Here is a 25,529-nt window from a genome sequence, read left to right on the forward strand (position 1 = left end):
AGTCGAAGGGCTCGACCGAGCGCAGCGAGGTCCTAATCCGCGATGACCTTTCACACCTATATGCTGCGCTGTTCGGATGGCTCCTATTATACTGGCCATACGGACAGCTTTGAGACGCGGATAGCACAGCATCAATCCGGGTTGATCAAAGGCTATACCTTCGATCGCCGTCCGGTCGAACTGGTTTGGTCTGCAGAATTTGAGACGCGCGCCGAGGCACTCACTTGCGAGCTTCAGATCAAGGGATGGTCACGCCATAAGAAAGAAGCCCTCATCGCGGAAGATTGGGATAAGTTGAAAAAAGCCGCTATTTCCCACACTTCGCCTTCGCTCAGTGACGCCCTTCGACTTCGCTCAGGGCGAACGGAGGGAGAGGCTGTTCAAAAGAATGATATGATGAACTCCATCCTTACTCCTCCCCCTCCCCCGTCATCGTCCTGGTCCGCCCGCAATTGGGCGAGAATATCGGGAAGGCCGCGCGGGCTATGCTGAATTTCGGGCTGACCGAAATGCGGCTGGTCAGCCCACGCGATGGCTGGCCCAATCCCGATGCGGGGCCGTCGGCGGCGGGCGCGGACTTCATTCTGGATCAGGCGCAGGTCTATGAGACGCTGGCGGATGCGGTCGCGGACTGCGCGCATGTCTATGCCACCACCGTGCGCAAGCGCGGCGTGACCAAGCCGGTCGTGACGCCGGAGGAAGCCGCGCGCGAAGTCCATGCCGCGCAGGGCCGCTGCGCCTATGTGTTCGGGCCGGAACGGTCGGGGCTGGAGACGGAGGATGTCGCGGTCGCGCGCAAGATCCTGACCGTGCCAATCAATCCGGAGTTCGGATCGCTGAACCTGGCGCAGGCGGTGATCCTGTGCGCCTATGAATGGTCGAAGCAGGCTGACCTTGTGCAACCGACCATCACCGACCTTGGCGAACCGGCGCCGCAGGAGGAACTGGAAGGGATGATCGGGCAGCTGGATGCGCTACTGGTCAAGGTCGGCTATTTCTTCCCGCCCGACCGCGCCGGTGCGACGCGGTTGACGTTACGCAACCTGCTGACCAAGCCGGGCTGGAACCATCTGGAAGTGCGGACGCTGCGCGGCGTGCTGTCACATCTGGCGCGGCCGCGGGAACGTTGAACCCAGTCTCCGTTCGGTTCGAGCCCGTCGAGAAGGTAGCACATGTTCTCGACAGGCTCGAACCGAACGGATGTGAGTTTTATTCCCGCGTCCGATCGAACTCCGCCATCTCGTACGCGATCGACGCTTCGACCAGTTGCTCCCACACCGCCTCGATCAGGTCGCATGGCACGCCCAAAGCCTCCGCTTCGGCGCAGGCATTGGCGATGACCTCCGCCTTGCGCGCTTCGTCGCGGACGGCGTCGCGATCCGGCTTGATCCGGGCGGCGGCGCGCATATGGGCGAAGCGCTGCGCGAGCAGGGCGACGATCTGCCGGTCGAGATTATCGACGCCCGCACGGACCTGCGTCATGGTGGAGTAGCTTTCGGGATTCATGGCGCTGGATTAAGCCGCCGCCGTCCGCGTGTCGAGGCTTGACTCATCGCCCCCTTATGGTCATAGGCGCGCCTTCGCGATTGGTCCCGCATCCCGGTGAAGCGGTGGCCCTGCCCCTGAAAAATGGACGTAGGCGATACCGGGAATGATGCTCGCCCTTTCAGGGTGGGCTTAGTTGTTAGCTATTGTAAGGAATTACCATGACGAAGCGCACCAGCGCCAAGTACAAGCTCGACCGTCGCATGGGCGAGAATATCTGGGGCCGTCCCAAGTCGCCTGTCAACAAGCGCGAATATGGTCCCGGCCAGCACGGCCAGCGCCGCAAGGGCAAGGTTTCGGACTATGGCATTCAGCTGCGCGCCAAGCAGAAGCTGAAGGGCTATTATGGCGACATCACCGAGAAGCAGTTCAAGAAGAACTATTTCGAAGCGAGCCGCATGAAGGGCGACACCGGCCAGAACCTGATCGGCCTGCTGGAACGCCGCCTGGACGCCGTCGTGTACCGCGCCAAGTTCGCGCCGACGATCTTCTCGTCGCGCCAGATCGTGTCGCACGGCCACATCTATGTGAACGGCGTGAAGTGCAACATCGCGTCGCGTCTGGTGAAGCCGGGCGACGAGATCACGCTGGGCAAGAAGGCGCAGGAAATGGCGCTGGTGATGGAAGCACAGGCTTTGGCCGAGCGTGACATCCCCGACTATGTCGCCCCCGACGGCGCGACCAAGGTCACCTATGTCCGCGTGCCGACGCTGGATGAAGTGCCTTACCCGGTGAAGATGGAACCGAACCTGGTCGTCGAATTCTATTCGCGCTAATCGGTTTTCAACCAAGCGATACGACAAAGGGCGGCCCTGCGAAGGAGCCGCCCTTTTCTTTGTGCGCAACATTCTTGCGCGACCCTCCGCACGGTGGCACATCTGTCCGATCGTAAAACAGAGGGTGTCCCCATGCGTAGCTCCATTACGGCGATTGCCGCCATTCTTGCCCTGTCTGCGCCGGTCGCTGTCCCTGCCGCGCCTGCCAAGTCTTCAGCCGCCAAGGGGGTCGAGCCGTCGATCGACACGATGAAGCGGCTGGTAAAGGAACTGTCGTCGGACGCCTATGAAGGGCGTGCCCCCGGATCGGCGGGGGAGGAAAAGACGCTCGCGCTGCTGTCCGCGGAATTTGCCAGGCTGGGCCTGAAACCTGGCAATAAGGGCAGCTGGTTTCAGGACGTGCCGCTGGTAGAGATCAGCGCGAAGAATGTGTCGCCGCTGTCGTTTACAGGCGGCAAGAGCGCCGTCTCCGCCGCCTATGGTCCGGAGATGGTCGTGGGCACATATCGCACCACTGAAAAACATATCGCGATCAAGGACAGCCCCGTCGTCTTCGTCGGCTATGGCATCCATGCGCCGGAAAAGGGCTGGAACGACTATGCCGGACTGGACGTGAAGGGCAAGACGGTCGTCATCCTGGTCAATGACCCCGACTATGAGACCCAAGGGCTAACCGGGCCGTTCAATGGCCGGGCGATGACCTATTATGGCCGCTGGACGTATAAGTTCGAGGAAGCCGCACGGCAGGGCGCGGCCGCCGCGATCATCGTGCATGACACGGTGCCCGCCGCCTATGGCTGGAATGTCGTGCAGTCGAGCTGGACCGGGGCGCAGCATGTCGCCGACAGCGCCAATGGCAATGCCGACCAGAGCCAGGCGATCGGCTGGATCCAGAAGGACAAGGCGGCCGCCCTGTTCGCCAGTGCGGGCCTGAACCTGGACGCGCAGATGGCGGCGGCGAAGAAGCCGGGGTTCAAGGCGGTGCCGCTGACCGGGGTGAAGGCCAGCCTGTCTTTCGACAACGACCTGCGCAAGCATAGTTCGAAGAATGTCGTGGCCCTGCTGCCCGGCAAGACGCGGCCGGACGAATATGTGCTTTATAGCGCGCACTGGGACCATCTGGGCCATTGCCAGGCGGCGCCCGACGGCGACGATATCTGCAACGGCGCGGTGGACAATGCGACCGGCACCGCGGCGCTGGTCGCCTTGGCGCAGGCCAATGTGAAGGCCGGGCCGACCGACCGCAGCCAGGTATTTCTGGCAGTGACGGGCGAGGAATCGGGACTGTTGGGATCGGCCTATTATGGCAAGAACCCGGTCTTCCCTTTCGCCAAGACGGTGGGCGGCGTGAACATGGATGCACTGAGCGTCGCGGGGCTTGCCAAGAATGTCGTGGTGATCGGCAAGGGCAAGTCGCAGCTCGACGCCTATCTCGACCGGGCGCTTGCCGCGCAGGGCCGGGTTGCGACGCTGGAGCCGACGCCGGAAAAGGGCTTCTACTATCGTTCCGACCATTTCAGCTTCGCCAAATATGGCCTGCCGATGCTCTATTTTGAGGGCGGCGAGGATCTGGTGAAGGGTGGCACGGCGGCGGGCCTGGCCGCGGCGGAGGATTATACCAAGAACCGCTATCATGGTCCCAAGGACGAATATGATCCCAATTGGGATTGGGCCGGGGTGCTGGCGGATTTGAAGCTCTATTACAGCGTCGGGCGCGATCTGGCGACGACAAGCGACTGGCCCAATTGGGTGGTCGGCGACGAGTTTCGGGCTATTCGGGACAAGGATCGGGCGGGGAAATAGGAGGCTGCCGTGCTCCCGCCTGCGCGGGAGCACGGCCTTTCCGAGGCGCGACGATCACTCCCCCGCCGGGGTATAGGTCCAATTCTGCGCCTGACTGCCGTCCATTTTCGCGGTTTCGGCCATCAGCAGTCGCCCTTCGCGCCAGTAGCGGATGCGCTGGGGATAATCATGGTCGGGGTTAGCGAAGCTGATGTCGCGTACGCCTTCCGCCACGGCGCGGAAGATGGTGACGGCTCCGCCCTCCGGCGACGCATGGAGCGTGAGCGATCCGTCCGCCGCGCGGACGATGCGCAGCACTTCCCAGGATCGCAGCGTTTCGCCGCGCCCGGTGCGACCAACGCCGATCATCGTCCCGCCGCGCGGCAGCGTCCAGACCTCTTCGGTCCAGCGATCGTCGCGCTTTTGCAGCCATTCCCCGGTCAGCCAGTCGGGCAATTCGCCCGCGCTGGCCCCGGCGGACAGCCCCAGCAATAAGAGCGTTGCGATCTTTACCACTATTGTCTTCATCGCCTCAGCCCTCTGTCCAGACACTGTCCGGCACGCTATGGAGCGCGCATAATCCCGCTATCACGGATCGCCCCCCGGTCGAGCAAGGACAAAAGCCATGACTTTCCGCATGCCCGCCGAATGGGCGCCGCACGACTGGACCTGGATCGGCTTTCCGACCAACCCCGCCGAATGGCCCGGCGCGTTCGAGGAGGCGCGCGCGCAGATCGCGGCCTTCGCCAGCGCGCTGCATGCCGATGGCAAAGGCGAAGAGGTGCGGCTGGTGGTCGCGAACGAAGGCGATGCGGCGGCGGCGCGGGCGCTGGTCGCGCCGGGCGTCACTATCGTCGTGCAGGCGCTGGGCGATGTGTGGTTGCGCGATACCGCGCCGATCGCGGTTTTGAATGGTGCGGGAGGCCGGGCGCTGGTCGATTTCGGCTTCAACGGCTGGGGCGGCAAATATCAGATGCCGGGGGACGAGGATATCGGCGCGCGGCTGGCGGCGACAACTGGCTTGCCTGTATCGACCCAGAATTGGGTGTTCGAAGGTGGCGCTATCGATACCGATGGCAGCGGCCTGTTCGTCACGACCGAGCAATGCCTGCTCAACCCCAACCGCAACCCGGATCTGGATCGCGGCAAGATCGAGACGCTGCTGGCGGGGAGCCTGGGCCTGTCCGACCTGCTGTGGCTGGGCAATGGGTTGCTGAACGATCATACCGACGGGCATGTGGACAATCTGGCGCGCTTCGTGGCGCCAGGTACGCTGGCGCTGCCGATCGCGACGACGCAGGACGATCCCAATGCGGCGATCTACGCCGATGCGCGGACGCGCGCGCAGGCGCATGGCGTGGAGGTCGTGGACATCCCCTCCCCCGGCCTGGTGCTGGTGGATGGGGAGGCGATCCCGGCCAGCTATATGAATTTCTATGTCGGCAATGCCGCCGTCATCGTGCCGATCTATGGTCAGCCCAACGATCAGGCCGCGCTCGACGCCTTCCGTCCCTTCTTTCCCGGGCGGGATATTGTCGGGCTGCGCAGCGATGCCATATTGTCGGGCGGTGGCAGCTTCCATTGTTGCAGCCAGCAGATGCCATCCGTCTGATAAGTTCAGGGACAGACATGACCAAAGTTACCGTAGCCGCGCTTCAGCTTAGCTTTTCCGACGATATGGGCGAGAATATCGCCAAGGTCGCTGACCATGTACGCAAGGCCGCGATGCGCGGCGCGAAGATCATCCTGCCGCCGGAATTGTTCGAAGGGCCGTATTTTTGCCGGCAAGAGGATGAGGCGCTGTTCGCCAATGCGCAGCCGACCGACAGCCATCCTGCCGTGCAGGAAATGCGCAAGCTGGCGAAGGAACTGGGCGTCTATATCCCCACCAGCTTTTTCGAGCGCGACGGCCATCATCATTATAATTCGCTCGCCATGATCGATGACGAGGGCGAGATCATGGGCGTCTATCGCAAAAGCCATATTCCCGACGGGCCGGGCTATGAGGAGAAATATTATTTCCGCCCCGGCAATAGCGGCTTCAAGGTGTGGCCGACCAAATATGGCACGATCGGCGTCGGCATCTGCTGGGACCAATGGTATCCCGAAACCGCGCGCTGCATGGCGTTGATGGGGGCGGAGATGCTCTTCTACCCCACCGCGATCGGTTCCGAACCCTATGACAGCGAGTTGGACACCAGCCGCATGTGGCGGCGGGCAATGATCGGCCATGCGGTCAGCAATTGTATGCCGGTGATCGCCGCCAACCGGATCGGGGACGAGGAAGGCCAGGTCTTCTACGGCTACAGCTTCATCACCGACGAATGGGGCGATTTCGCCGCCGAAGCCGACGCGAAGGACCAGGGCGCGCTGGTAGCGACGCTGGACCTGGCGAAGGCGCGGACGCATCGCGCGGGCATGGGCTTTTTCCGCGATCGGCGGCCGGACCTGTATGGCCGCATCGCGCAGGATATCTGAGTGAGCGAGACCGATAGCGAGATGGTGGAGGCGGAAGGCGACGACCTCAGCCGACCGCAGAAGCGCCTGTTGAAGCGGCTCTATAATGGGCGCACCCTCCCGGTTATGGCGGACGAGCGGCCATTCCTGCGCTACAAGGATGCAGCGCGCTATCTATTGTCGCTTGATCCGGACGCGCGCGCAGCCGCCTATGCGCAGATGAAGGCGCAGGCCAGGGACGGGGCGCGATAGCCACGCCCTATCTTTATGCGCTGGCGCTAGGGTCGAACCGGCCGCTGTCCGCGCGGCGCACGCCTGTCCGGTTGCTGGCGGAAGCGGTCGCGCTGATCGGCGCGGAGATGCGGGTTCTGGGCGTAGCGCCGATCCTTGCCACCGCGCCGATCGGGCCGTCGACCCGCCGCTTCGCCAATGGTGCGATGCTGGTCGAAAGCGCGTTGCCGCCCCCTGCTATGCTGGCCTTCCTTCAGGGCATCGAGAAGCGGTTGGGCCGCCGCCGTCATCGCCGCTGGGGCGCGCGCAGCATCGATATCGACATCATCCTCTGGTCTGGCGGCCTATGGCGCAGCCGTGCGCTGACCATTCCCCATGCCGCCTATCGGACGCGCGCGTTCGTGCTGACGCCGCTGCTGGCGATCGTGCCGGACTGGCGTGATCCGCTTCTGGGAATCCGTGTGCGTCATCTGCACGCCCGCCTGCAAAAAGCCGCGTCAAAGAGTTGACCAGCGGGGCCGCCGCCTTTAGGGCAGCCTCCACCGCCTAGGGGGTCCATAGCTCAGTCGGTAGAGCAACTGACTTTTAATCAGTAGGTCGCTGGTTCGAACCCAGCTGGACTCACCATTATCGCTCCGGTCGAAACAGTGCGACGGAGCGCCCACCTACCTCGATATCTTCGTTCGATAGATGGAATTGGCAGGTGTCCGCGTCGCCATTGATGCAGACGACTACCCCGCTCGCACGGTAACGCAGCGTCAGGCGGCGGCGGGCCGGGTCTTCCCATTGCGCGACCGTCAGAGGCTGGCCTTCGTAATCCAGCCATTCGACATCGGCGTCGGATAGCAGGGTGACGCCGTGCAGGTCGGGCGTGTCCGCACGCAGCGCCGCCAGCGCGAAGCTATGTGCCTCCAGATCGCGGTCACGCCCTTCCCAGTCGATCCAGCCGATCGCATTGTCCTGCGCATAGGCATTGTTGTTGCCCTGCTGGGTGCGGCCGAATTCGTCGCCAGCCGTCAGCATGATCGTGCCGCGCGATGCGAAGAGGGTGGCGAGCAAGGCCTTGATATCGCGGGTGCGGGCGGCCTCTACGGTGGCATCGTCGCGTGGCCCTTCGACGCCGTTGTTCCAGCTGAAATTTTCGCCGTGGCCGTCGCGATTCTCTTCGCCATTGGCGTCGTTGTGGCGCTGTTCGTAGGCGGTCAGGTCGGCCAGGGTGAAGCCGTCATGAGCGGCAAGGAAATTGACGCTGCGGGTCGCACTGCCGGTGAAGATGTCCGACGATCCGGCCAGCCGCGTCGCCAGGGCGCCCAGCATGCCCGCGTCGCCGCGCCAGAAACGGCGCATGTCGTCGCGATAGCGGTCGTTCCATTCCAGCCAGCCCTCGCCGAAATGACCCAGTTGATAGCCGCCCGGCCCGATGTCCCATGGTTCGGCGATCAGGATGCGGTCGGCCAATATCGGATCGGCGCGCATCTCCTGCAACAGGGGGGCGTGTGGATCGAAACCGTCCGCCATCCGCCCGAGCGCTGGGCCAAGGTCGAAACGGAAGCCGTCAATCCTGGCCAGCGTCACAAAATGGCGCAGCGAATTGAGGATCAGGCGGCGCGCGATCGGTGCGTTGCAGGCGATACTGTTGCCGGTGCCCGTGTCATTAATCAGCCGCCCATCGGTGTCATGGCGGAAATAGCCGCGCGCATCCAGGCCGCGCAGCGACAGGGTCGGTCCCTGCGCATCGCTTTCGCCGTCATGATTATAGACCATGTCGAGGATGACGCCGATGCCCGCATCATGCAGCGCCGCCACGGTGTCGCGCAGTTCGGCCATGCCGCCGGGCGCCAGTCGCGGATCGAGCGCGAAATAGCTGACCGGGTTATAGCCCCAGGCGTTGGTCAGACCCAGCGGTCCCAGATGCCGCTCGTCGATCCAGGCGTTGATCGGCATGAGTTCGATTGCTGAGACATACAGGCTTTTGAGATGTGCGATGATGGCCGGGTGCGCCAGGGCGGCTATCGTGCCGCGCTGCGCTGACGGGACGTCCGGGTGCAGCATCGTGAAGCCGCGCACCTGCACTTCGTAAATCAGGCCGCCGGGCGCGAAGCGGGGCGGCTCCGGCGGCAGCGGCGTGGCTGGCGCCATCACCACACCCTTGGGCATCAGCGGCGCGGTGTCGCTGCCCTCGCCGCGTGGTGTGCCCAGCGTCGGATCATAGTGGAACGGCCGGTCGATCGCCTGGGCGTAGGGATCGAGCAGCAGCTTGTCGGGGTCGAACCACAGGCCCGCCTCCGGATCATAGGGACCATCGGCGCGCAACCCGTAGCGGGCGCCCGCGCCGACGCCTGCCGCCTCGGCGTGCCAACATCCGTCCGCATCGCGCAGCATCGGTATGCGGGTTTCGCGATCGGCGTCATCGAAAAGGCAAAGCCAAAGCTGCGTCGCCTCGGGGGACCAGACCGTAAAGCGCGTGCCGGTTGCGCTGACCATCGGCCCCATCGTCACGCCGCCTCCGCGATCAGCGAGCGATACAGTTGCGCATATTTGGCGGCACTGTTGGTCCAGGAGAAATCGGCGCGCATTCCTGCGCGCTGGATCGCCTGCCATGCCGTCTTGTCAGCGTGCAGCTCCATCAGCCGGTTGATCGCGCCATGCAGCGCCAGCGGATCGGACGGCGGGAAGACGATGCCGGTGGCCGCACCAGCCCCCACCGCCGCTTCATTGGCGTCGATCACCGTGTCCGCCAGCCCGCCGACCCGCGCCACCACCGGCACGCAGCCATAGCGCAGCGCATAAAGCTGGGTCAGGCCGCACGGTTCGAAGCGCGAGGGAATGAGGATGGCGTCGCCGCCCGCCTGCATCAGGTGGGACAAGGGCTCGTCATAGCCGATCTGTACGCCGATCCGCCCGCGATGCCGGTCCGCCGCGCCCAGCAACGCGCCCTCCAGCGGGTGATCGCCCGATCCCAGCACGGCCAGCTTGCCACCCGACGCGACCAGATGTTCGGCCGCTTCGATCATCAGGTCCATGCCCTTCTGCCAGGTCAGGCGGCTGACGATGATGGCGATCGACGCATCGTCAGGGTCCAGCCCGAACCGCCGTTCGAGTGCGCGACGGTTTGCCGCCCGGCCGCCCATCGCCCGCGCGCTGAACGGCTTGGCGATCAGACTGTCGTTCGCCGGATTCCAGATATCGGTATCGACGCCATTCAATATGCCGTGCAGCCGGTCGACCCGCCCGTTGATGAGGCCGTCCAGCCCCATGCCATCTGCTGGCGACCGGATTTCCTGCGCATAGCTGGGGCTGACCGTGGTGATCGCGTCGGCGGACACTAGGCCCGCCTTCAGATAGCCGGTGCCGCCATAATATTCGACGCCGTCCACGCCCCAGGCTTCGGGTGGCAGACCCAGATGCGGAAAGATATCGGCATGGAAGCGTCCCTGGAAAGCGAGATTGTGGATCGTCACGACCTTGGGCACAGGCGCCGCCGGGCCGAAGCGCATATAGGCGACGGTCATGGCCGCCTGCCAGTCATGGACATGGACGATGTCGGGCCGCCAGCCCTTCACACCGTCCGCCGCAATGTCCGCGCCGACGCGTGAGAGCGCCGCGAAGCGCCGCCAATTGTCGATCCAGTCATTGCCGCCATGATCGCCATAGGGACCGCCTTCGCGTGCGAAGAAATCCGGCGCGTCCAGGATCAGCAGGTCCAGCCCATCGACCTGCGCCGCCAGCACGCTGGCCGCCGCGCCGAACAGACTGTCATAGCGGCGCACGACCTTGGCCTTGCCCAGTCGCGCGATCACGGCGGGATAGCCCGGCACCAGGGTGCGGGCCGCAACGCCCTGCCCCGCCAGCGCGCCCGGCAAAGCGCCGACGACATCGGCCAGCCCGCCGGTCTTGATCAGGGGATAGATTTCGGACGCGACCGCCAGCAGCTTGATCGTCATGGGTCGGTCAGGCTGCCAGCCGGTCGATCATCGGCTGCGTCACCAAGCAGACGCCGCTGTCGGTGCGGCGAAAGCGTAGCGCATCCTCCTGCGGATGTTCGCCGATGACGAGGCCGGGAGGGATGATGATGCCCGAATCCAGCACGCATTTGTGGAGCCGCGCGCCGCGCCCGATCTGGCAATCGGGCATGATGATGCTTTCGGTGACCGAAGAAAAGCTGTGCGTGCGCACGCCGGAGAAGAGCAGGCTGCGGTGCAGCGACGATCCCGACACGATGCAGCCGCCCGCCACCAGCGAGGATGTCGCGGAGCCGCGGCGGCCATCTTCGTCATGCACGAATTTGGCGGGCGGGGTGACTTCCGAATAGGTCCAGAGCGGCCAGCTGCGGTCGTAAAGGTCGAGCGAGGGGACGACATCGGTCAGGTCGATGCTGGCCTGCCAATAGGCGTCGATCGTGCCGACATCGCGCCAATAAGGTTCCAGCTCGCTTTCGGCGCGGACGCAGCTGCTGGAGAAGCGATGCGCGACCGCTTTGCCATGCTTGACGATATAGGGGATGATGTCGCCGCCGAAATCGCGCTTGCTGGCGGGGTCGTCGGCGTCGCGGCGCAATTGTTCGATCAGGAAGCGGGTCTGGAAGACATAGATACCCATCGAGGCCAATGCTATATTGGGCTGGCCGGGGATGGCGGGCGGGTCTTTGGGCTTTTCGATGAAGGCGGTGATCACGTCCTGCTCGTCCACGTGCATGACGCCGAAGCCGACCGCCTCCATGCGCGGCACTTCCAGGCAGCCGACGGTGACGTCCGCGCCGCTGTCCACATGCTGTTGCAGCATCAGCTCATAGTCCATTTTATAGACATGATCGCCCGCCAGCAGCACCATATATTCGGGCGCATAGCTTTCGATGATGTCGATATTCTGGAACACGGCGTCGGCCGTCCCTTCATACCATTGGCTTTCCGACACCCGCTGGCTGGCGGGCAAGATGTCGAAACTTTCATTGCGTTCGGGGCGCAGGAAGTTCCAGCCGCGCTGGAGATGCCGGATCAGCGAATGCGCCTTATATTGGGTGGCGACGCCGATGCGACGGATGCCGCTGTTGAGCGCGTTGGACAGGGCGAAATCGATAATCCGCGCCTTGCCGCCGAAATGGACGGCGGGCTTGGCGCGCTTGTCGGTCAGTTCGGCCAGCCGACTGCCGCGTCCGCCCGCCAGCACATAGGCCATGGCGTCGCGCGCGATCGGCTGATGTCTCGTCTGCATTAAGCCTCTCCTCATTCCGCCCGCGTGCGCGCGCTGTCGATGTTCAATAATCCAGTTCCAGCATCAGGGTTGCAAAGGGCGGGATGGTGATGTTCGCCCATCCTTCCTCGTCCGCCTGCACCTGCCCCATATTGCCCGCGCTGCTGCCGCCATAATCGGCCGCGTCGCTGTTCATGATCTCCCGCCACAGCCCGCCGGAAGGTAGGCGCATGCGATAGCCATGGCGCAACAAGGGGGTAAAATGACTGATCACGACGATCGGCCGGACGCCGGGTGCGCGGCGTTGCCAGGCAAAGATGGAGTCCGCCGCGCCATCGACCAGTACCCATTCGAACCCTTCGGGTTCGCAATCGCGTTCGTGCAGCGCCCGACGGGAGCGGTAGAGATGGTTGAGGTCGGCGACGAGCCTCTGCACACCCAGATGCGGGGCGTGGTCGAGCAGATCCCAGTCGAGAGCGCGCTCCTCGCTCCATTCGCCGCGCTGGGCGAATTCCTGTCCCATGAATAGCAGCTTCTTGCCGGGATAGCCCCACATGAAACCGTAATAGGCGCGCAAGGTCGCGAATTTCTGCCAGTCGTCGCCCGGCATCTTGTGCAGCAGCGACGCCTTGCCATGGACAACCTCGTCATGGCTCAGCGCCAGCACGAAATTTTCGGTAAAGGCGTAGAGCAGGCCGAAGGTGATATCGTCATGATGATGGGCGCGGTGCACCGGATCGCGCTGCAGATAGCGCAGCGTATCGTGCATGAAGCCCATATTCCATTTGAAGCCGAAGCCCAGCCCGCCGGCATCGACGGGTTGCGATACGCCGGGCCAGCTGGTCAATTCCTCGGCAATGGTCATGATGCCGGGCTGTGCCCCGTAAAGCGCCTTGTTCATCTGCTGGAGGAAGGCGACCGCCTCCACATTTTCGCGTCCGCCCTGGTCGTTGGGAATCCATTCGCCGGGCTGGCGCGAATAATCGAGGTAGAGCATGGAGGCGACGGCATCGACCCGCAGGCCGTCGACATGGTAGCGTTCCGCCCAGAACAGGGCGTTGTTGACCAGAAACTGCGACACTTCGCGCCGCCCGAAATTATAGATGGCGGTGTTCCAGTCGGGGTGGAACCCCTTGCGCGGGTCGGCATGTTCGTAGAGCGCGGTGCCGTCGAAATGGGCGAGGCCGTGTTCGTCGGTCGGGAAATGGGCGGGCACCCAATCCAGGATGACGCCGATCCCGGCCCGATGCGACCCATCCACAAACCGCGCGAAGCCCGCCGGATCGCCGAAGCGCGCGGTCGGCGCATACAGGCCCAGCGTCTGATAACCCCAGCTGGGATCATAAGGATATTCGCTGATCGGCAGAAATTCGATATGGGTAAAGCCCATGCCCGCGACATAGGGGATCAGCCGCCGGGCAAGGTCGTCCCACGGCAGGAAATCGCCATGCTCGTCCCGCTGCCATGATCCGGCATGGACTTCGTAGATCGACACCGGCTGGCGGCGGGCGTCGGTGGTGCGCCAATGCTCGCGGTGCCGGTCGTCACCCCATTTGTGGTCGAGCGGGGGCGCGACGATCGAGGCGGTGGAGGGGCGCAATTCGCTCTGGAAGGCATAGGGGTCGGCCTTGAGCGGCAAGCGCACGCCATCCGCGCCGATAATCTCATATTTATAGGCGCTGCCCGGCCCGACTTCGGGCAGGAACAATTCCCACACGCCTGCATCGGCGCGGTGGCGCATCAGGCCGCGCCTTCCGTCCCAGCGGTTGAAGTCGCCGACCACCGACACGCGCCGCGCATTGGGCGCCCAGACCGCGAAATGGGTGCCGGTGACGCCCTCATGCGTCATGACGTGAGCGCCCAGCTTGTCGAACAGGCGGCCGTGCGATCCTTCCGACAGATAATGGTCGTCCATCGGCCCCAGCACCGGCCCGAAGCTGTAGGGATCGACCAGAGCATAGCTGCCGCCATCACCATAGGTGGCGAGATAGCGCAGCGGCTGGCGCTTGGCGGTGGCAACCTTGCCGAAGAACAGGCCGTCGCCATGGACCTGCGTCAAGTCGCCGACCGGCTTGCCGTCCAGCGTCTGCGCTTCGACCCGCACGGCTTCGGGCATCAGGACGCAGGCAGTAAAATCCTTTCCGGCCGGATGCACGCCAAGCGTGGCGAAGGGATCGTCATCCAGCCCGCTGACCAGCCGGTCGATCTGTTCCGGCGTCAGCATCACCCTATCCCCTGCACCGGATCATGGCGCGATCTTCCAAATGTCGGCCGCATATTCGCGGATGGTGCGGTCGGACGAAAACCATCCCATGCGCGCGACATTGTGGATCGCCTTCTTCGCCCAGAGCGACTGGTCGGCCCACAGCGCATCGACGCGGCGCTGGGCGGCCGAATAGCTGTCGAAATCGGCGGCGAGCATGAACCAGTCATGGTCGTAAATGCCCTGCACCAGACCCTTGTAGCGATCCGGATCGTCGGGCGAGAAGACGCCGCTGGCGATGGCGTCGAGCGCCTGGCCCAGTTCGCGGCTCTGGCCGATGACGTCGCGCGGATTGTAGCCGTTGGCGCGCCGGTCGTTCACTTGCTGCGCCGTCAGGCCGAAGATGACGATATTATCTTCCCCCACATGATCGCGCATTTCGACATTGGCGCCGTCCAGCGTGCCGATGGTCAGCGCGCCGTTGACCGCGAACTTCATATTGCCGGTGCCCGACGCTTCCATGCCTGCGGTCGAAATCTGTTCGGACAGGTCGGCGGCGGGGATCATCACCTCCGCCATGGAAACATTATAATTGGGCACGAATTGCAGTTTCAGCAGCCCCTGCACCGCTGGATCATGATTAACCGCGCGGGCCACGTCGCCCGCCAGTTTGATGATCAGCTTGGCGTTGTGATAGCTCGATGCCGCCTTGCCGCCGAACAGTTTCACGCGCGGCACCCAGTCCCGTTCCGGGTGCGAACGGATCTGGTCGTAGAGCGCCACCGCTTCCACGATATTGAGCAGTTGCCGCTTATATTCGTGGATGCGCTTGATCTGGATGTCGAACAAAGCGGCGGGATCGATCCGGGCGTTGATCCGCTGGCGCAGCAAGTCGGACAAGGCGGCCTTGTTGGCGCGCTTCACTGCGACGAACTTATCCTGGAAGGCGCTGTCGTCGGCGAAGGTATCCAAGTCGCGCAACGCTTGCGGATCGTCCATGAACCGGTCGCCGATCGCTTCGCGGATCAGGCCGGTCAGGCCCGGATTGCACTGCATCAGCCAGCGACGGAAGGTGACGCCATTGGTCTTGTTGTTGATCCGTGTGGGATAGAGCGTGTGGAGGTCAGCGAAGACGGTGACCTTCATGAGATCGGTATGCAGCGCCGATACGCCATTGACGCTGTGCGACCCGGCAAAGGCGAGATTGCCCATGCGCACGCGCCGCTCGCCGCCTTCATCGATCAGCGAGATGGTGCCGATGGCGTCATCACTGAACTGGCCCGATTTGCGCGCTTCGCCCAGCAGCTTGCTGTTGATCGCATAGACGATCTGCATGTGCCGGGGCAGCAGCCGTTCGAACAACGGCACCGGCCAGCTTTCCAGCGCTTCGGGCAGCAGCGTGTGGTTGGTGTAGCTGAAGGTGCGGCGGGTGATGTCCCACGCGTCGCCGAAATCGACGCCATGATCGTCCAGCAGGATGCGCATCAGCTCCGCCACCGCGACCGCCGGATGGGTGTCGTTCAGCTGGATCGCCGCCTTGTCCGGCAGCGTGCGCACGTCCCCGAAATATTGGATATGCCGCCGGACGATGTCCTGGATGGAGGCGGAGGAGAAGAAATATTCCTGCCGCAGCCGCAATTCTTGGCCCGCGGACGACGAGTTGGCGGGATAGAGGACGCGGGTCAGCGATTCCGCCCGGTTGCTTTCGGCCAGCGCGCCCAGATGGTCGCCCGCGTTGAACTTGTCGAGCAGGATCGGGTCGATCGGCTGCGCTTCCCACAGGCGCAGCGTATTGACCCGCTTGCCGCGCCAGCCCGCGATCGGCGTGTCATAGGGCGTGGCGATCACGCGTTCGGCGGGGCGCCAGTGCATCTGGTGCGGCCCGGCGTCGTCACCCTCGGCCGGATCGACGCGACCGCCAAAGCCGATCTCGTAACTCGCCTCGCGCCGTTCGAACTCCCAGGGATTGCCGTGCGCCAACCAGTTTTCGGGCAGTTCCACCTGCCAGCCGTCGCTGATTTCCTGCCGGAACATGCCGTTCACATAGCGGATGCCATAGCCATAAGCGGGGACGTCCACCGTCGCCATGCTTTCCATGAAACAGGCGGCCAGGCGACCAAGGCCGCCATTGCCCAGCGCCGCATCCGGCTCCAGCGCGGCGATGATGTCGATGTCGACGCCCAGCGAGGCGAGCGCCGCCTGCATGTCGTCCAGCATTTCCATGTTGGACGCCGCGTCGCGCATCAAGCGGCCGATCAGGAATTCCAGGGACAGATAATAGACCCGCCGCCCTTCCTGTTCATAGGTTTTCTGGGTAGAGGTGATCCAGGCGTCGATCACGCGATCGCGGATCGCCAGGATGACGGCGTGCAGCCAGTCGTGCGGCTTGGCGGCTTCCGCATTTTTCCCGATGCGATAGGTCAGGCGCTCGACAATTTCATGGGCGAGGACTTCCGGGTCCACCTGTCGCGGCGCGGGTTTGGGAAGTATGGTCTGGCCCTTGAGGTTCATAGGCGCGTCGGTCCCCCGGTCTGAGTCGTGCCCGATGATGACACAGGCTTTCCACCGCCGCCATCGCCATTTTTGCAGCGCAGCAAGAAATATTGGCTGTTTTCAGCCGTTTTTAAGTGGAACCTTCCGGCTCTACCGGCGTGTCAGCGCTTCGGCCACCCCGGCGCGCAGTTCGGCGCGGACGGGATAGGTGCTGGACGGCAGATGCTGAGTCATGAAAATACCGATCAGCCGCGCCACCGGGTCGATCCAGAAATAGGTCGAAAACACGCCGCCCCAATAATATTCGCCGCCTTCAAGGCCCATGGCGAAGCCAAGGCCGAAGCCGACGCCCTGATAGTCCGCCTCGCTGAACATGGCGCTGGACAGGCTGGAGAGGTCGCCGCCGCCCGGCAGTTGGTTGGTGCGCATTTGCGCCACCGTCTGCGCCGACAGCAGGCGCACCCCGTCCAGTTCGCCGCCGCGCAGCAACATGCGGGCGAAGCGGTGATAATCGGCGACGCAGGATACCAGTCCGCCGCCGCCCGACTGGAAGCGCCCCGTCCGCCGCCAGCCGCTGCGCGCACCCAGGTCGGCGATGGCGAGGCTGCCCGTTTCCTCCAGCCGCCAACAGTCGGTCATCCGGTCCGCCTTGTCGTCGGGCAGGACGAAGGTCGTATCGGCCATGCCCAGCGGATCGAAGATGCGGGTGCGGAACACATCTTCCAGGTCCATGCCGGTCAACCGTGCGATCACCACGCCCAGCACGTCGGTCGCCACCGAATAATTCCACTGGTCGCCGGGTGAAAATTCGAGCGGCAGGGTCGCCAGATCGGCAATGAACTGGTCGGCGGTGCGGTTCTGCTGGAAATCATCCAGGCCAAGCGCACGATAGCGCGCGTCGATCGGCGTCTGGCGTTGCAGGCCGTAGGTCAGGCCCGACGTATGACGCAGCAAATCGATCATCAGCATGGGCCGCCTGGGGCGAGCGCGGTTGGCCTGCCCCACGCGCAGGTCGGCAAATTCGGGAATGACGGCGGTGACCGGCGTGTCGAGCGCGACCTGTCCTGCCTCCACCAGCATCATGAAGGCGACCGAGGTGATCGGCTTGGTCATCGACGCGATGCGGAACAGCCCGTCGTCGCGCAGCGGTTCGCCGGTCGCCCGCGCCTGCCCGCGCGCCAGGGACAGCACCGTCTGTTCGTCGCGGGACAGCAGCAATTGCATATGGGGCAGCTTGCCGGTGGCGAGATAGGTGCGGTCAAGATGATCGACCAGCGCGCCCAGCCGGTCGGGGTCCATGCCCGCCGCCAGCGCCGCCTGCCTGTCGATCCCGTCCGTCATATCGCCTGCCATTCCCTTGCCTTTCCGTCCCGCTAACGCAGGCACGCGGGCAGGTAAACAGCTTGGCCGTTGCCAAGACCCCACCCGCCCCTCTATGGCAACGCGCCAGAACGGCATAAACTGGACACAAGACAGGCATGGCCACCGGCCTCTCCGCAATCTTCATGGCCAACCGCCCCGCCCTGCTGCGCTTTTTGCGCGCGCGCGGCGCGGGCGAGGATTGCGAGGATCTGTTGCAGGATATGTGGATGAAGCTGGAGGCCAAGGATCTTGGCCCGGTGGCCGACCCGCTGCCCTATCTCTATCGCATGGCCAACAATCTGATGCTGGACCGATATCGCTCCGCCACGCGGCGCGGGCGGCGGGAACAGGATTGGGCGGAGGGCGCAGGCGGGGTGATGGCCGATCCGAGTGAGGATATCGCCATCGACGATCGCATCATCCTGAACGAAGCGCTGGAGCAGGCGCGCGCGGTGCTGCGCGACCTGGGGCCGCGCGTAGAACTGGTGTTCCGCCGCTTCCGGATCGAAGGAGTCGGACAAAGGGTGATCGCCGACGAATTGGGCGTCAGCCTGACCACGGTCGAGAAGGATCTGCAAAAGGCCTATCGGGCGATGCTGACGCTCAAGCAGAAACTGGATACGGAATGAGCGGGTCGGCGGCGTCAGTGGTGACAAGGGGCACAAAAGAAACGGGGCTGGAGCCATGATCAACGAGGAGGCGCTGGGCTGGATCGTCCGCACGCGCGATCCCGACTTTGCCGATTGGGACGCCTTCACGCTATGGCTGGAGGCTGATCCTGCGCACGCATCCGCCTATGATGCGTTGATGCTGGCGGACAGCGAGTTGGACAATTTCCTGCCGTCGCAGCCTGTCGCCATGCCCCCAAAACTGCCAGTCCCGGCGAACGATCCGGGCGTGCGCGCGCGGCGTCCGCTGCGCTGGATCGCGGGCGGGGCGGTGGCGGCGGCGCTTGTTGCAACTGTCTCCATCGCCGTTCTCAATCGCAGCGATATTTATAGCGTCACCACCAAGCCGGGCGAAACCCGCGTGATCGCGCTGGACGATGGCACCACCGTCGAACTGAACGGCGGCACGACCATGCGCTTCGATCGCAAGAATGCGCGCTTCGCCGCGCTGGACGCAGGCGAGGCGGCCTTCACCGTGCGCCACGACGCCACCGACCCGTTCCGCGTCATCGTGGGTGACACGGTGTTCGAAGATGCCGGGACGGTCTTCAACATCGTCCACACGGATGTCGCGACCCGGATCGGCGTGTCGGAAGGCAAGGTGATCTATAATCCTGAAGCCGAAGCGATATCGCTGCCCGCCGGGCGCGCTTTGGCCGAAGACGCGCAGGGGCTGCGCGTCATGGATGTGGCGCCAGCCGCCGTCGCCAGCTGGCGGCAGGGTCGGCTGGTCTATGCCAATGCGTCCGTCGCAGATATCAGCCAGGATATCGGCCGATCGCTGGGCGTAGCGCTGACCGCGACGCCGGGCGCGGGCGCGATGCGCTTTACCGGCACGATCCGGCTGGACCGCGATCCGGCGCTGTTCTTTGCGCAGGCCGCGCCGCTGATGGGGTTGAGCGCCGTGCGTCAGGGCGATGGCTGGCTTCTGAAGGAAGGGCCGACTAAGGAAGGGAATGGGCCGCAGAGCTGACCGCCTTTTCGTCACCGCTCCCGTCATCGCGATCATCGCAGCGATAGCTACGCCCGCGTCAGGGGCGGAAAGACAGGATATCAGCATCGCCCCCGGACGGCTGGGCGAGGCCGTGGTGGCGCTTGGCCGTCAGACCGGGGCCAGCATCGGCATGTCCGATCAGTTGCTGGCGGCACTGCGCACCCCTGCCATCCAGGGCCGGATGAGCGCAGCGGACGCGCTGCGGCAATTGCTGAAAGGCAGTGGCGCGCAGGCGCAGCGGATCGGCGGTAATGGCTGGCGCATCGTCCGTACGCGGTCGGCGCGAATGCCATCCACCGCGAACCCGGCGATCCAGGCAGCGTCGGTGGCCGAACAGGTGCCTGCCGAAATCATCGTCACCGCCTCCAAGCGCGATACGCCCCTGCCCCGCTACGCCGGGATGGTGGATGCGCTGGATGCGCAGATGTTCACCACGGCCGAAGCGGCGGGCGGCACCGCTACCCTATTGTCGCGCGTCGCGAGCCTGAGTTCCACCCATGCAGGCTCCGGCCGCAACAAGCTGTTCATCCGCGCCATTGCGGATTCGGGCGTGGCGGGGCCGACCCAGGCGACCACCGGCCAATATCTGGGCGACATGCGGCTCAACTATGCCGCGCCGGACCCCGACCTCAAACTCTATGATGTCGGCCGGGTCGAGGTGCTGGAAGGGCCGCAGGGCACGCTTTATGGCGCTGGGTCGCTGGGCGGCATCGTGCGTGTCATGCCCAATGCGCCCAACTTGGCCGAATGGGGCGGCCAAGTGTCGGCGGGTGGATCTGCCACGCAGCATGGCGACCCGGGCGGCGATCTGTCGGGGACGCTCAATATTCCGATCCTGTCGGAAAAGCTGGCGCTGCGCGTGGTCGGTTATGGGGTGCAGGACGGCGGCTATATCGACGACGTCAATCGGGGCCGGGACGACGTCAACCGCACCCGCACCTATGGCGGCCGCGCAGCGTTGCGTTTTGCGCCCGATGCCGACTGGACCATCGATCTGAATGGCGTGTACCAGCATATCCAGGGCGACGACGCCCAATATGCCAACCGTTCGGTCGGTCGGCTGGAGCGCGCGTCCTCGGTGACCCAGCCCTATCGATCGGACTATCTGCTCGGCAATCTGCGGATCGAACGGCAATGGGACAGCCTGCGCTTCGTGTCGTCCACCGGCTATGTCCGCCACGTCCTGGCCGAAAGCTATGATGCGACCCAGCCAGGCGGGCCGCCCGCCCTTTTCCGCCAGCGCAACAAGGTGAATATCTTTTCCACCGAAAACCGGCTGGTGCGCGATCTGGACAATGGGCTGGGCTGGATATTGGGCGCATCCTATCTGCAGAGCACGTCCGACCTCAACCGGTCGCTGACATCGTTCGGCACCGCCGACGTGCAGCCCGTCATCATTCCGGGCGTCGCGATGTTCGGCCGCGGCATGGCCGCCGCCGCGACCGGCGTGCGCAATATGGTGAAGGAAGCGACGCTGTTTGGCGAAGCCTCGTTCGAGCCGGTCAAGGGATTGATCGCGACCTTCGGCGGGCGGCTGACCAACAGTCGGTTGTCGGGCAAGGCGCTCGATCCGGTCGCAGCCCTGTCCGACAGCGAACTGGCCCGGGCCGAAGCGCAGGCGGATCGGAGCGAGACGATGTTCCTGCCGTCCGCCTCCATCCTGACCGACGCGATCCCCGACGTGACGCTCTATGCCCGCTTCCAGCAGGGCTTCCGCCCCGGCGGCCTGGCGGTGGACGACCAGCGGGTGCGGCGGTTCCAGAATGATCGTATATCCACGGTCGAGATCGGCGCGCGCAAAGGGGTGCCGGGCCGCGACCCGATCGCGATCAGCGCCAATGTCGCCTATACCGACTGGCGCAATATCCAGGCGGACGTCACCGATCGCATCGGCCTGCCCACTACCGCCAATATTGGCGACGGGCGCATCTATACGGTCGAAGGGCGTGTGGTCGCCCGGCCGACGCAGCAACTGACGCTGGACGGCAGCGTCATCTATAATGACAGCCGCCTGAGCCAGCCCACCGATTTCGTGCGGGCGCTATCCTATGAGGGGCGATCGCTGAGTTTGCCCAACGTCGCCAATCTGGGCGCGCGAATGGCGTTCGATTATGCGACGCCATTGGGCAACGCCATGCGGCTGCGCCTGTCCGGCTCCGCCCGCTATGTCGGCAAGTCGCGGCTGGGCGTGGGGCCGATATTGGGCCAGACGCAGGGCGATTATGTCGATACCAGCCTGTCGGCGGGGCTGACCCGGGGTCCGGGGCAATATTCGCTGGCGCTGACCAACCTGTTTGACAGCAACGGCAACCGCTTCTCGCTCGGCACGCCATTCGACCTGCGCACCGACTATTATACGCCGCTGCGACCCCGAACGATACGCATCGGCATCGATTTCGCTTTCTGACTATTTAGTCATCGCATTGTCGGACGGGAGCCACGGCCCGGCGTCGTCCCATGCATATACGCGCCGTTGAAACAGCGCGAAATGCAGAGGGAGACATCATGCGACATCTACTGGCCTGCACGGCGATCGCGCCCGTGCTCGCGGCCCTTACCGTGGCCAATGCGGCAGCGGAAACCAGCATCGCCACCGCCACCACCGCCCCCGTCAGAACCGCTACCGTGGCCAACGGCGCAGCGGACGACATCAGCATCACGTCGGCTGGCTCCATCACGCTGACGAGCGGAACCGGCGTTACGGTCGACAGCAACAACAAGGTGACGAACGCAGGCACCATCACCATCAACAATGCCGATAACGTTAACGGCATCCTGATCGCGCCCGGCACCAGCGGCGCGATCACCAACAGCGGCACCATCACGCTGACGGAAGATTATACCGCGACCGATACCGACAGCGACGGTGATATCGACGGCCCCTTCGCCAAGGGGACGAACAAGAACGGCATCTGGGTCCAGTCCGGCGCAGGCCATAGCGGGGCTATCGACCATAGCGGCACTATCACGATCGAAGGCAATAATTCCGCGGGCATCCGCCTGGACGGGGCGTTGACCGGCAACCTGTCGACCAGCGGGACCATATCGGTCGTCGGCGACAACAGCTATGGCGTGGTCGCCAACGACGTGACCGGCAATGTCACGCTGCGCGCGTCGACATCGGTCACGGGCGCCAACAGCATCGGTGCGGCCTTGCTGGGCGACATCGACGGCGCGCTCAAGATCCAGGGCACGATCGCCAGTACCGGATATCGCAGCACGACGCGGCCCAGCGACGTGACGAAGCTGGACGCGGACGACCTGCTGCAGGGCGGATCGGCCGTGGTGATTGCGGGCAATGTGACGGGCGGCGTGATTTTCGACGTGCCGCCCACGTCGAGCGACACCGACACCGATGTCGATGACGACGGATTGGCCGATAGCAGCGAAGGCTCCGCGGCGGTCGTCACCTATGGCAAGGCGGCGGCGGTGCAGGTCGGCGCGGCCGATGCCGATACCGTGATCGGCGCCGTGGCGGCGGGCAATACCGGCTATGGCCTGATCGTGAAGGGCAGCATCGCAGGCTATGGCATCTATGACGGCGTCGATGCCAACGGCCTGGTGATCGGCGGTTTGGGCGGCGGCGTGTCGATCGCCAAGGGCGTGCAGATCGGCGGCACCGTGGCCGCCGTGTCCTATGACAGCAATGCGACCGCACTGCGGCTGGGGTCGGGCGCGCGGGCCGACACGATCGACGTCAGTGGCACGGTCAGCGCCAGCGGCTCGTCCAAGGACGGCACCATCGCACGCGGGCTGATGATCGATGCGGGCGCAACCGTCAGTAGCATCAAGATCAGCGGCTCCGTTGGCGCCACCGCCGGGGGCGACAAGGGTGCGGCGACCGCGATCCTGGATTCGTCCGGCACCGTGTCCAGCCTGTCCAACAGCGGCAGGATCAGCGCCACAGGGGGCAAGAGCGGCAGCAATGTCGCGATCGACCTGACGGCCAATAGCAGCGGCGTGACGCTGAGCCAGGCGCTGGCGTCGGCCACCGCCTCCGCGCCCAGCATCGTCGGCGACATCCGCCTGGGATCGGGCAATGACGCGCTCGCCGTATCGGCAGGGACGATCACCGGCAATCTCAGCCTGGGCGCGGGCAATGACAGCGTTTCGCTGTCGGGCGCATCCAGCCTGACGGGCGACATCGCCTTTGGCGCGGGCGCATCGAGCCTGAACCTGGCGGACACGGCCAAGGTCACGGGCGCGGTCGATTTCGGCGGCGGCGCGGGAACGTTGACGCTGGGCGGCACGTCGTCGCTGACCGGCGCGATCAGCAATGGCAGTGGCATGGCGGTGGTGCTGAACGGCGGCACGTTGAACGCGACCAACACCAACTCGGTGGCGCTGGCGTCGCTGTCCGCCAGCGGCACGTCGACGCTGGGCGTCACCATCAATGCCGATACCGGCGCGCATACCGTCTATGACGTCGCCGGGGCGGCCAGCTTCGCCAGCGGATCGCAGGTGAAGGTCAACCTGACCCAGGTCGGCGGATCGGCGGGCGATTATGTCATCGTGCGCGCGGGATCACTAAGCGGGTCGCCGAGCCTGGGTGCTACCACCTTGCTGCCCTATATCTTCAAGGGCAGCGTGGCGGGCGACAGCGCGACCGGCAATGTCACCCTGTCGATCGCGGCCAAGAGCGTGGCGGAACTGGGCCTGAGCGGATCGACCGCCAGCGCCTATTCGGCGATCTTCAACGCGCTGGACAATGACGCAGACGTCGCGGGCGCCTATCTGGCGATCGGCGATGGGGCGACGCTGACCAAGAGCCTGCGCCAGATGCTGCCGGATCATGCCGGCGGCACGTTCGAAGCCGTGACATCCGGGTCGCGGGCCACCGCGCGCATCCTGTCCGACCCCAACGGCATCTACCGCACCGCGGACGGACGTTTGGGCTTCTGGCTGCAGCAGGTGGCGTTCGGCAGCGCCAAGAGCGTGGGCAGCACGGCATCCTACGACATTACCGGCTGGGGCGCAGGCGGTGGGCTGGAATATCTGAGCGACCTGGGCGCGTTCGGCGGTTCCTTCGCCTATATCCATGGCAGCGACAGCAGCGGCAGTGCCAACAATGCGGTCGATTCCGACCAGTTCGAACTGGCGGCGCACTGGCGCGGGCAATGGGGCGCGCTCCAGAGCTTCGCGCGGTTGTCGGCCGCGCACATCAAGTTCGATGGCACCCGCCATTTCGAAAGCCGCGATGTCGTCCGCACCGCCGACGGCAACTGGACCGGCAAACTCTATTCCGCCACGGCAGGCGCGTCCTACCAATTGCAGATGGGCCGTTTCGGCCTGCGTCCCGCGGTCGGCATCGACTATTACCGGCTCAAGGAAGACGGCTATAGCGAAAGCGGCGGCGGCGATGCGTTCAACCTGACCGTGTTGGGGCGGACCAGCGACGAACTGACCGCCAACGGCACGGTGACGGCGGGCTATGATTTTGGCAGCCTGAACAAGGAAGATGGCTGGGTCCGGCTGGAACTGGAAGGCGGCCGTCGTCAGATCGTGGGCGGGTCGCTGGGCGATACCACGGCCTATTTCAAGGATGGCGAACGCTTCACCCTGGTCGCGGAAGACCGGACCAATGGCTGGACCGGGCGCGCGCGGCTCTATGGCGGCACCGACACGTTCCGCGTCGGCGGCGAGTTCGGCGCAGAGGAGCAACAAAATCACGTCGCCATCTCATTTAGGGCGACGGTTAACTTCGTGCTGTGACGTCTTGATCGTGAAAGGACGGGCCACACCCCACAGACCCTCCCGGTCCGTCCCTTCGCTCCGGCATATATCCCTCCCCAAGGGCGCCGGACATAAAAGAGGGGCGTCGCTGGTCC

General features: G+C 64.6%; 18 protein-coding genes, 1 tRNA gene and 1 pseudogene. 12 read left to right on the top strand and 8 right to left on the bottom strand.

The genetic code is table 11. The features are described from left to right. Positions 1 to 42 precede the first annotated feature (42 nt). Positions 43 to 1,130: pseudogene (locus U5A89_RS12370) on the top strand (TrmJ/YjtD family RNA methyltransferase). A gap of 79 nt (positions 1,131 to 1,209) precedes the next feature. Here U5A89_RS12370 and U5A89_RS12375 read toward each other — a convergent pair. Next, on the bottom strand, positions 1,210 to 1,506 hold the full coding sequence (locus U5A89_RS12375) for a chorismate mutase (protein ID WP_338161403.1): 297 nt from the start codon (positions 1,504 to 1,506) through the stop codon (positions 1,210 to 1,212). A gap of 200 nt (positions 1,507 to 1,706) precedes the next feature. Between U5A89_RS12375 and rpsD the strand changes: the two genes are divergently transcribed. Together rpsD and U5A89_RS12385 are read left to right on the top strand one after the other, a co-directional pair. After that, positions 1,707 to 2,321: a 30S ribosomal protein S4 gene (gene rpsD, locus U5A89_RS12380; protein ID WP_169573330.1), complete on the top strand. Its 615-nt coding sequence runs from the start codon at positions 1,707 to 1,709 to the stop codon at positions 2,319 to 2,321. Between the two features lie 132 nt (positions 2,322 to 2,453). Further along, positions 2,454 to 4,124 carry a M28 family peptidase gene (locus U5A89_RS12385; protein ID WP_338161404.1) on the top strand — a complete coding sequence of 557 codons (1,671 nt, stop codon included), beginning with the start codon at positions 2,454 to 2,456 and terminating at the stop codon, positions 4,122 to 4,124. 54 nt (positions 4,125 to 4,178) lie between these two features. Here U5A89_RS12385 and U5A89_RS12390 read toward each other — a convergent pair whose 3' ends face one another. Next, positions 4,179 to 4,631: a DUF6265 family protein gene (locus U5A89_RS12390; protein ID WP_338161405.1), complete on the bottom strand. Its 453-nt coding sequence runs from the start codon at positions 4,629 to 4,631 to the stop codon at positions 4,179 to 4,181. 97 nt (positions 4,632 to 4,728) lie between these two features. Between U5A89_RS12390 and U5A89_RS12395 the strand changes: the two genes are divergently transcribed. The 5 genes from U5A89_RS12395 (at position 4,729) to U5A89_RS12415 (ending at position 7,418) form a co-directional block, all read left to right on the top strand. Next, on the top strand, positions 4,729 to 5,715 hold the full coding sequence (locus U5A89_RS12395; protein WP_338161406.1) for an agmatine deiminase family protein: 987 nt from the start codon (positions 4,729 to 4,731) through the stop codon (positions 5,713 to 5,715). Positions 5,716 to 5,732: 17 nt separating this feature from the next. After that, a complete protein-coding gene (gene aguB, locus U5A89_RS12400; RefSeq protein WP_338161407.1) occupies positions 5,733 to 6,581 on the top strand; it encodes an N-carbamoylputrescine amidase in 849 nt (282 codons plus the stop codon). After that, positions 6,582 to 6,812 (top strand): hypothetical protein, encoded by a 231-nt coding sequence (locus tag U5A89_RS12405; protein ID WP_338161408.1) that lies wholly within the window; start codon positions 6,582 to 6,584, stop codon positions 6,810 to 6,812. After that, positions 6,809 to 7,300: a 2-amino-4-hydroxy-6-hydroxymethyldihydropteridine diphosphokinase gene (gene folK / locus U5A89_RS12410; RefSeq protein WP_338163038.1), complete on the top strand. Its 492-nt coding sequence runs from the start codon at positions 6,809 to 6,811 to the stop codon at positions 7,298 to 7,300. The genes U5A89_RS12405 and folK overlap by 4 nt, the downstream gene beginning before the upstream one ends. A gap of 42 nt (positions 7,301 to 7,342) precedes the next feature. Then, positions 7,343 to 7,418 (top strand) — tRNA-Lys (locus U5A89_RS12415). Here the strand turns inward: U5A89_RS12415 and glgX are convergent. The 6 genes from glgX to U5A89_RS12445 form a co-directional block, all read right to left on the bottom strand. Continuing rightward, entirely contained in the window at positions 7,419 to 9,284 is a 1,866-nt protein-coding gene (gene glgX, locus U5A89_RS12420; RefSeq protein ID WP_338163039.1) for a glycogen debranching protein GlgX, read from the bottom strand. A 2-nt stretch (positions 9,285 to 9,286) separates the two neighbouring features. Next, positions 9,287 to 10,735: a glycogen synthase GlgA gene (glgA, locus tag U5A89_RS12425; RefSeq protein WP_338161409.1), complete on the bottom strand. Its 1,449-nt coding sequence runs from the start codon at positions 10,733 to 10,735 to the stop codon at positions 9,287 to 9,289. A 7-nt stretch (positions 10,736 to 10,742) separates the two neighbouring features. Further along, on the bottom strand, positions 10,743 to 12,002 hold the full coding sequence (glgC, locus tag U5A89_RS12430) for a glucose-1-phosphate adenylyltransferase (protein WP_338161410.1): 1,260 nt from the start codon (positions 12,000 to 12,002) through the stop codon (positions 10,743 to 10,745). 43 nt (positions 12,003 to 12,045) lie between these two features. Then, positions 12,046 to 14,205, bottom strand: a complete 2,160-nt coding sequence (gene glgB / locus U5A89_RS12435; protein WP_338161411.1) for a 1,4-alpha-glucan branching protein GlgB — start codon at positions 14,203 to 14,205, stop codon at positions 12,046 to 12,048. Positions 14,206 to 14,226: 21 nt separating this feature from the next. Then, entirely contained in the window at positions 14,227 to 16,695 is a 2,469-nt protein-coding gene (locus tag U5A89_RS12440) for a glycogen/starch/alpha-glucan phosphorylase (protein WP_338161412.1), read from the bottom strand. Positions 16,696 to 16,827: 132 nt separating this feature from the next. Then, positions 16,828 to 18,018 (bottom strand): serine hydrolase domain-containing protein, encoded by a 1,191-nt coding sequence (locus tag U5A89_RS12445; RefSeq protein WP_445190698.1) that lies wholly within the window; start codon positions 18,016 to 18,018, stop codon positions 16,828 to 16,830. Positions 18,019 to 18,155: 137 nt separating this feature from the next. Here U5A89_RS12445 and U5A89_RS12450 point away from each other — a divergent pair, with 137 nt between their 5' ends. The 4 genes from U5A89_RS12450 (at position 18,156) to U5A89_RS12465 (ending at position 25,413) form a co-directional block, all read left to right on the top strand. After that, complete coding sequence (locus U5A89_RS12450; RefSeq protein WP_338161414.1) at positions 18,156 to 18,668, top strand: RNA polymerase sigma factor; 513 nt, start codon at positions 18,156 to 18,158, stop codon at positions 18,666 to 18,668. Between the two features lie 55 nt (positions 18,669 to 18,723). After that, positions 18,724 to 19,680 carry a FecR family protein gene (locus U5A89_RS12455; protein WP_338161415.1) on the top strand — a complete coding sequence of 319 codons (957 nt, stop codon included), beginning with the start codon at positions 18,724 to 18,726 and terminating at the stop codon, positions 19,678 to 19,680. After that, positions 19,664 to 22,108 (top strand): TonB-dependent receptor, encoded by a 2,445-nt coding sequence (locus tag U5A89_RS12460; RefSeq protein ID WP_338161416.1) that lies wholly within the window; start codon positions 19,664 to 19,666, stop codon positions 22,106 to 22,108. The genes U5A89_RS12455 and U5A89_RS12460 overlap by 17 nt, the downstream gene beginning before the upstream one ends. A 98-nt stretch (positions 22,109 to 22,206) precedes the next feature. Then, positions 22,207 to 25,413, top strand: a complete 3,207-nt coding sequence (locus U5A89_RS12465) for an autotransporter domain-containing protein (RefSeq protein ID WP_338161417.1) — start codon at positions 22,207 to 22,209, stop codon at positions 25,411 to 25,413. Positions 25,414 to 25,529 lie beyond the last annotated feature (116 nt).

Source organism: Sphingobium sp. HWE2-09, assembly GCF_035989265.1.
Taxonomy (GTDB): Bacteria; Pseudomonadota; Alphaproteobacteria; order Sphingomonadales; family Sphingomonadaceae; genus Sphingobium.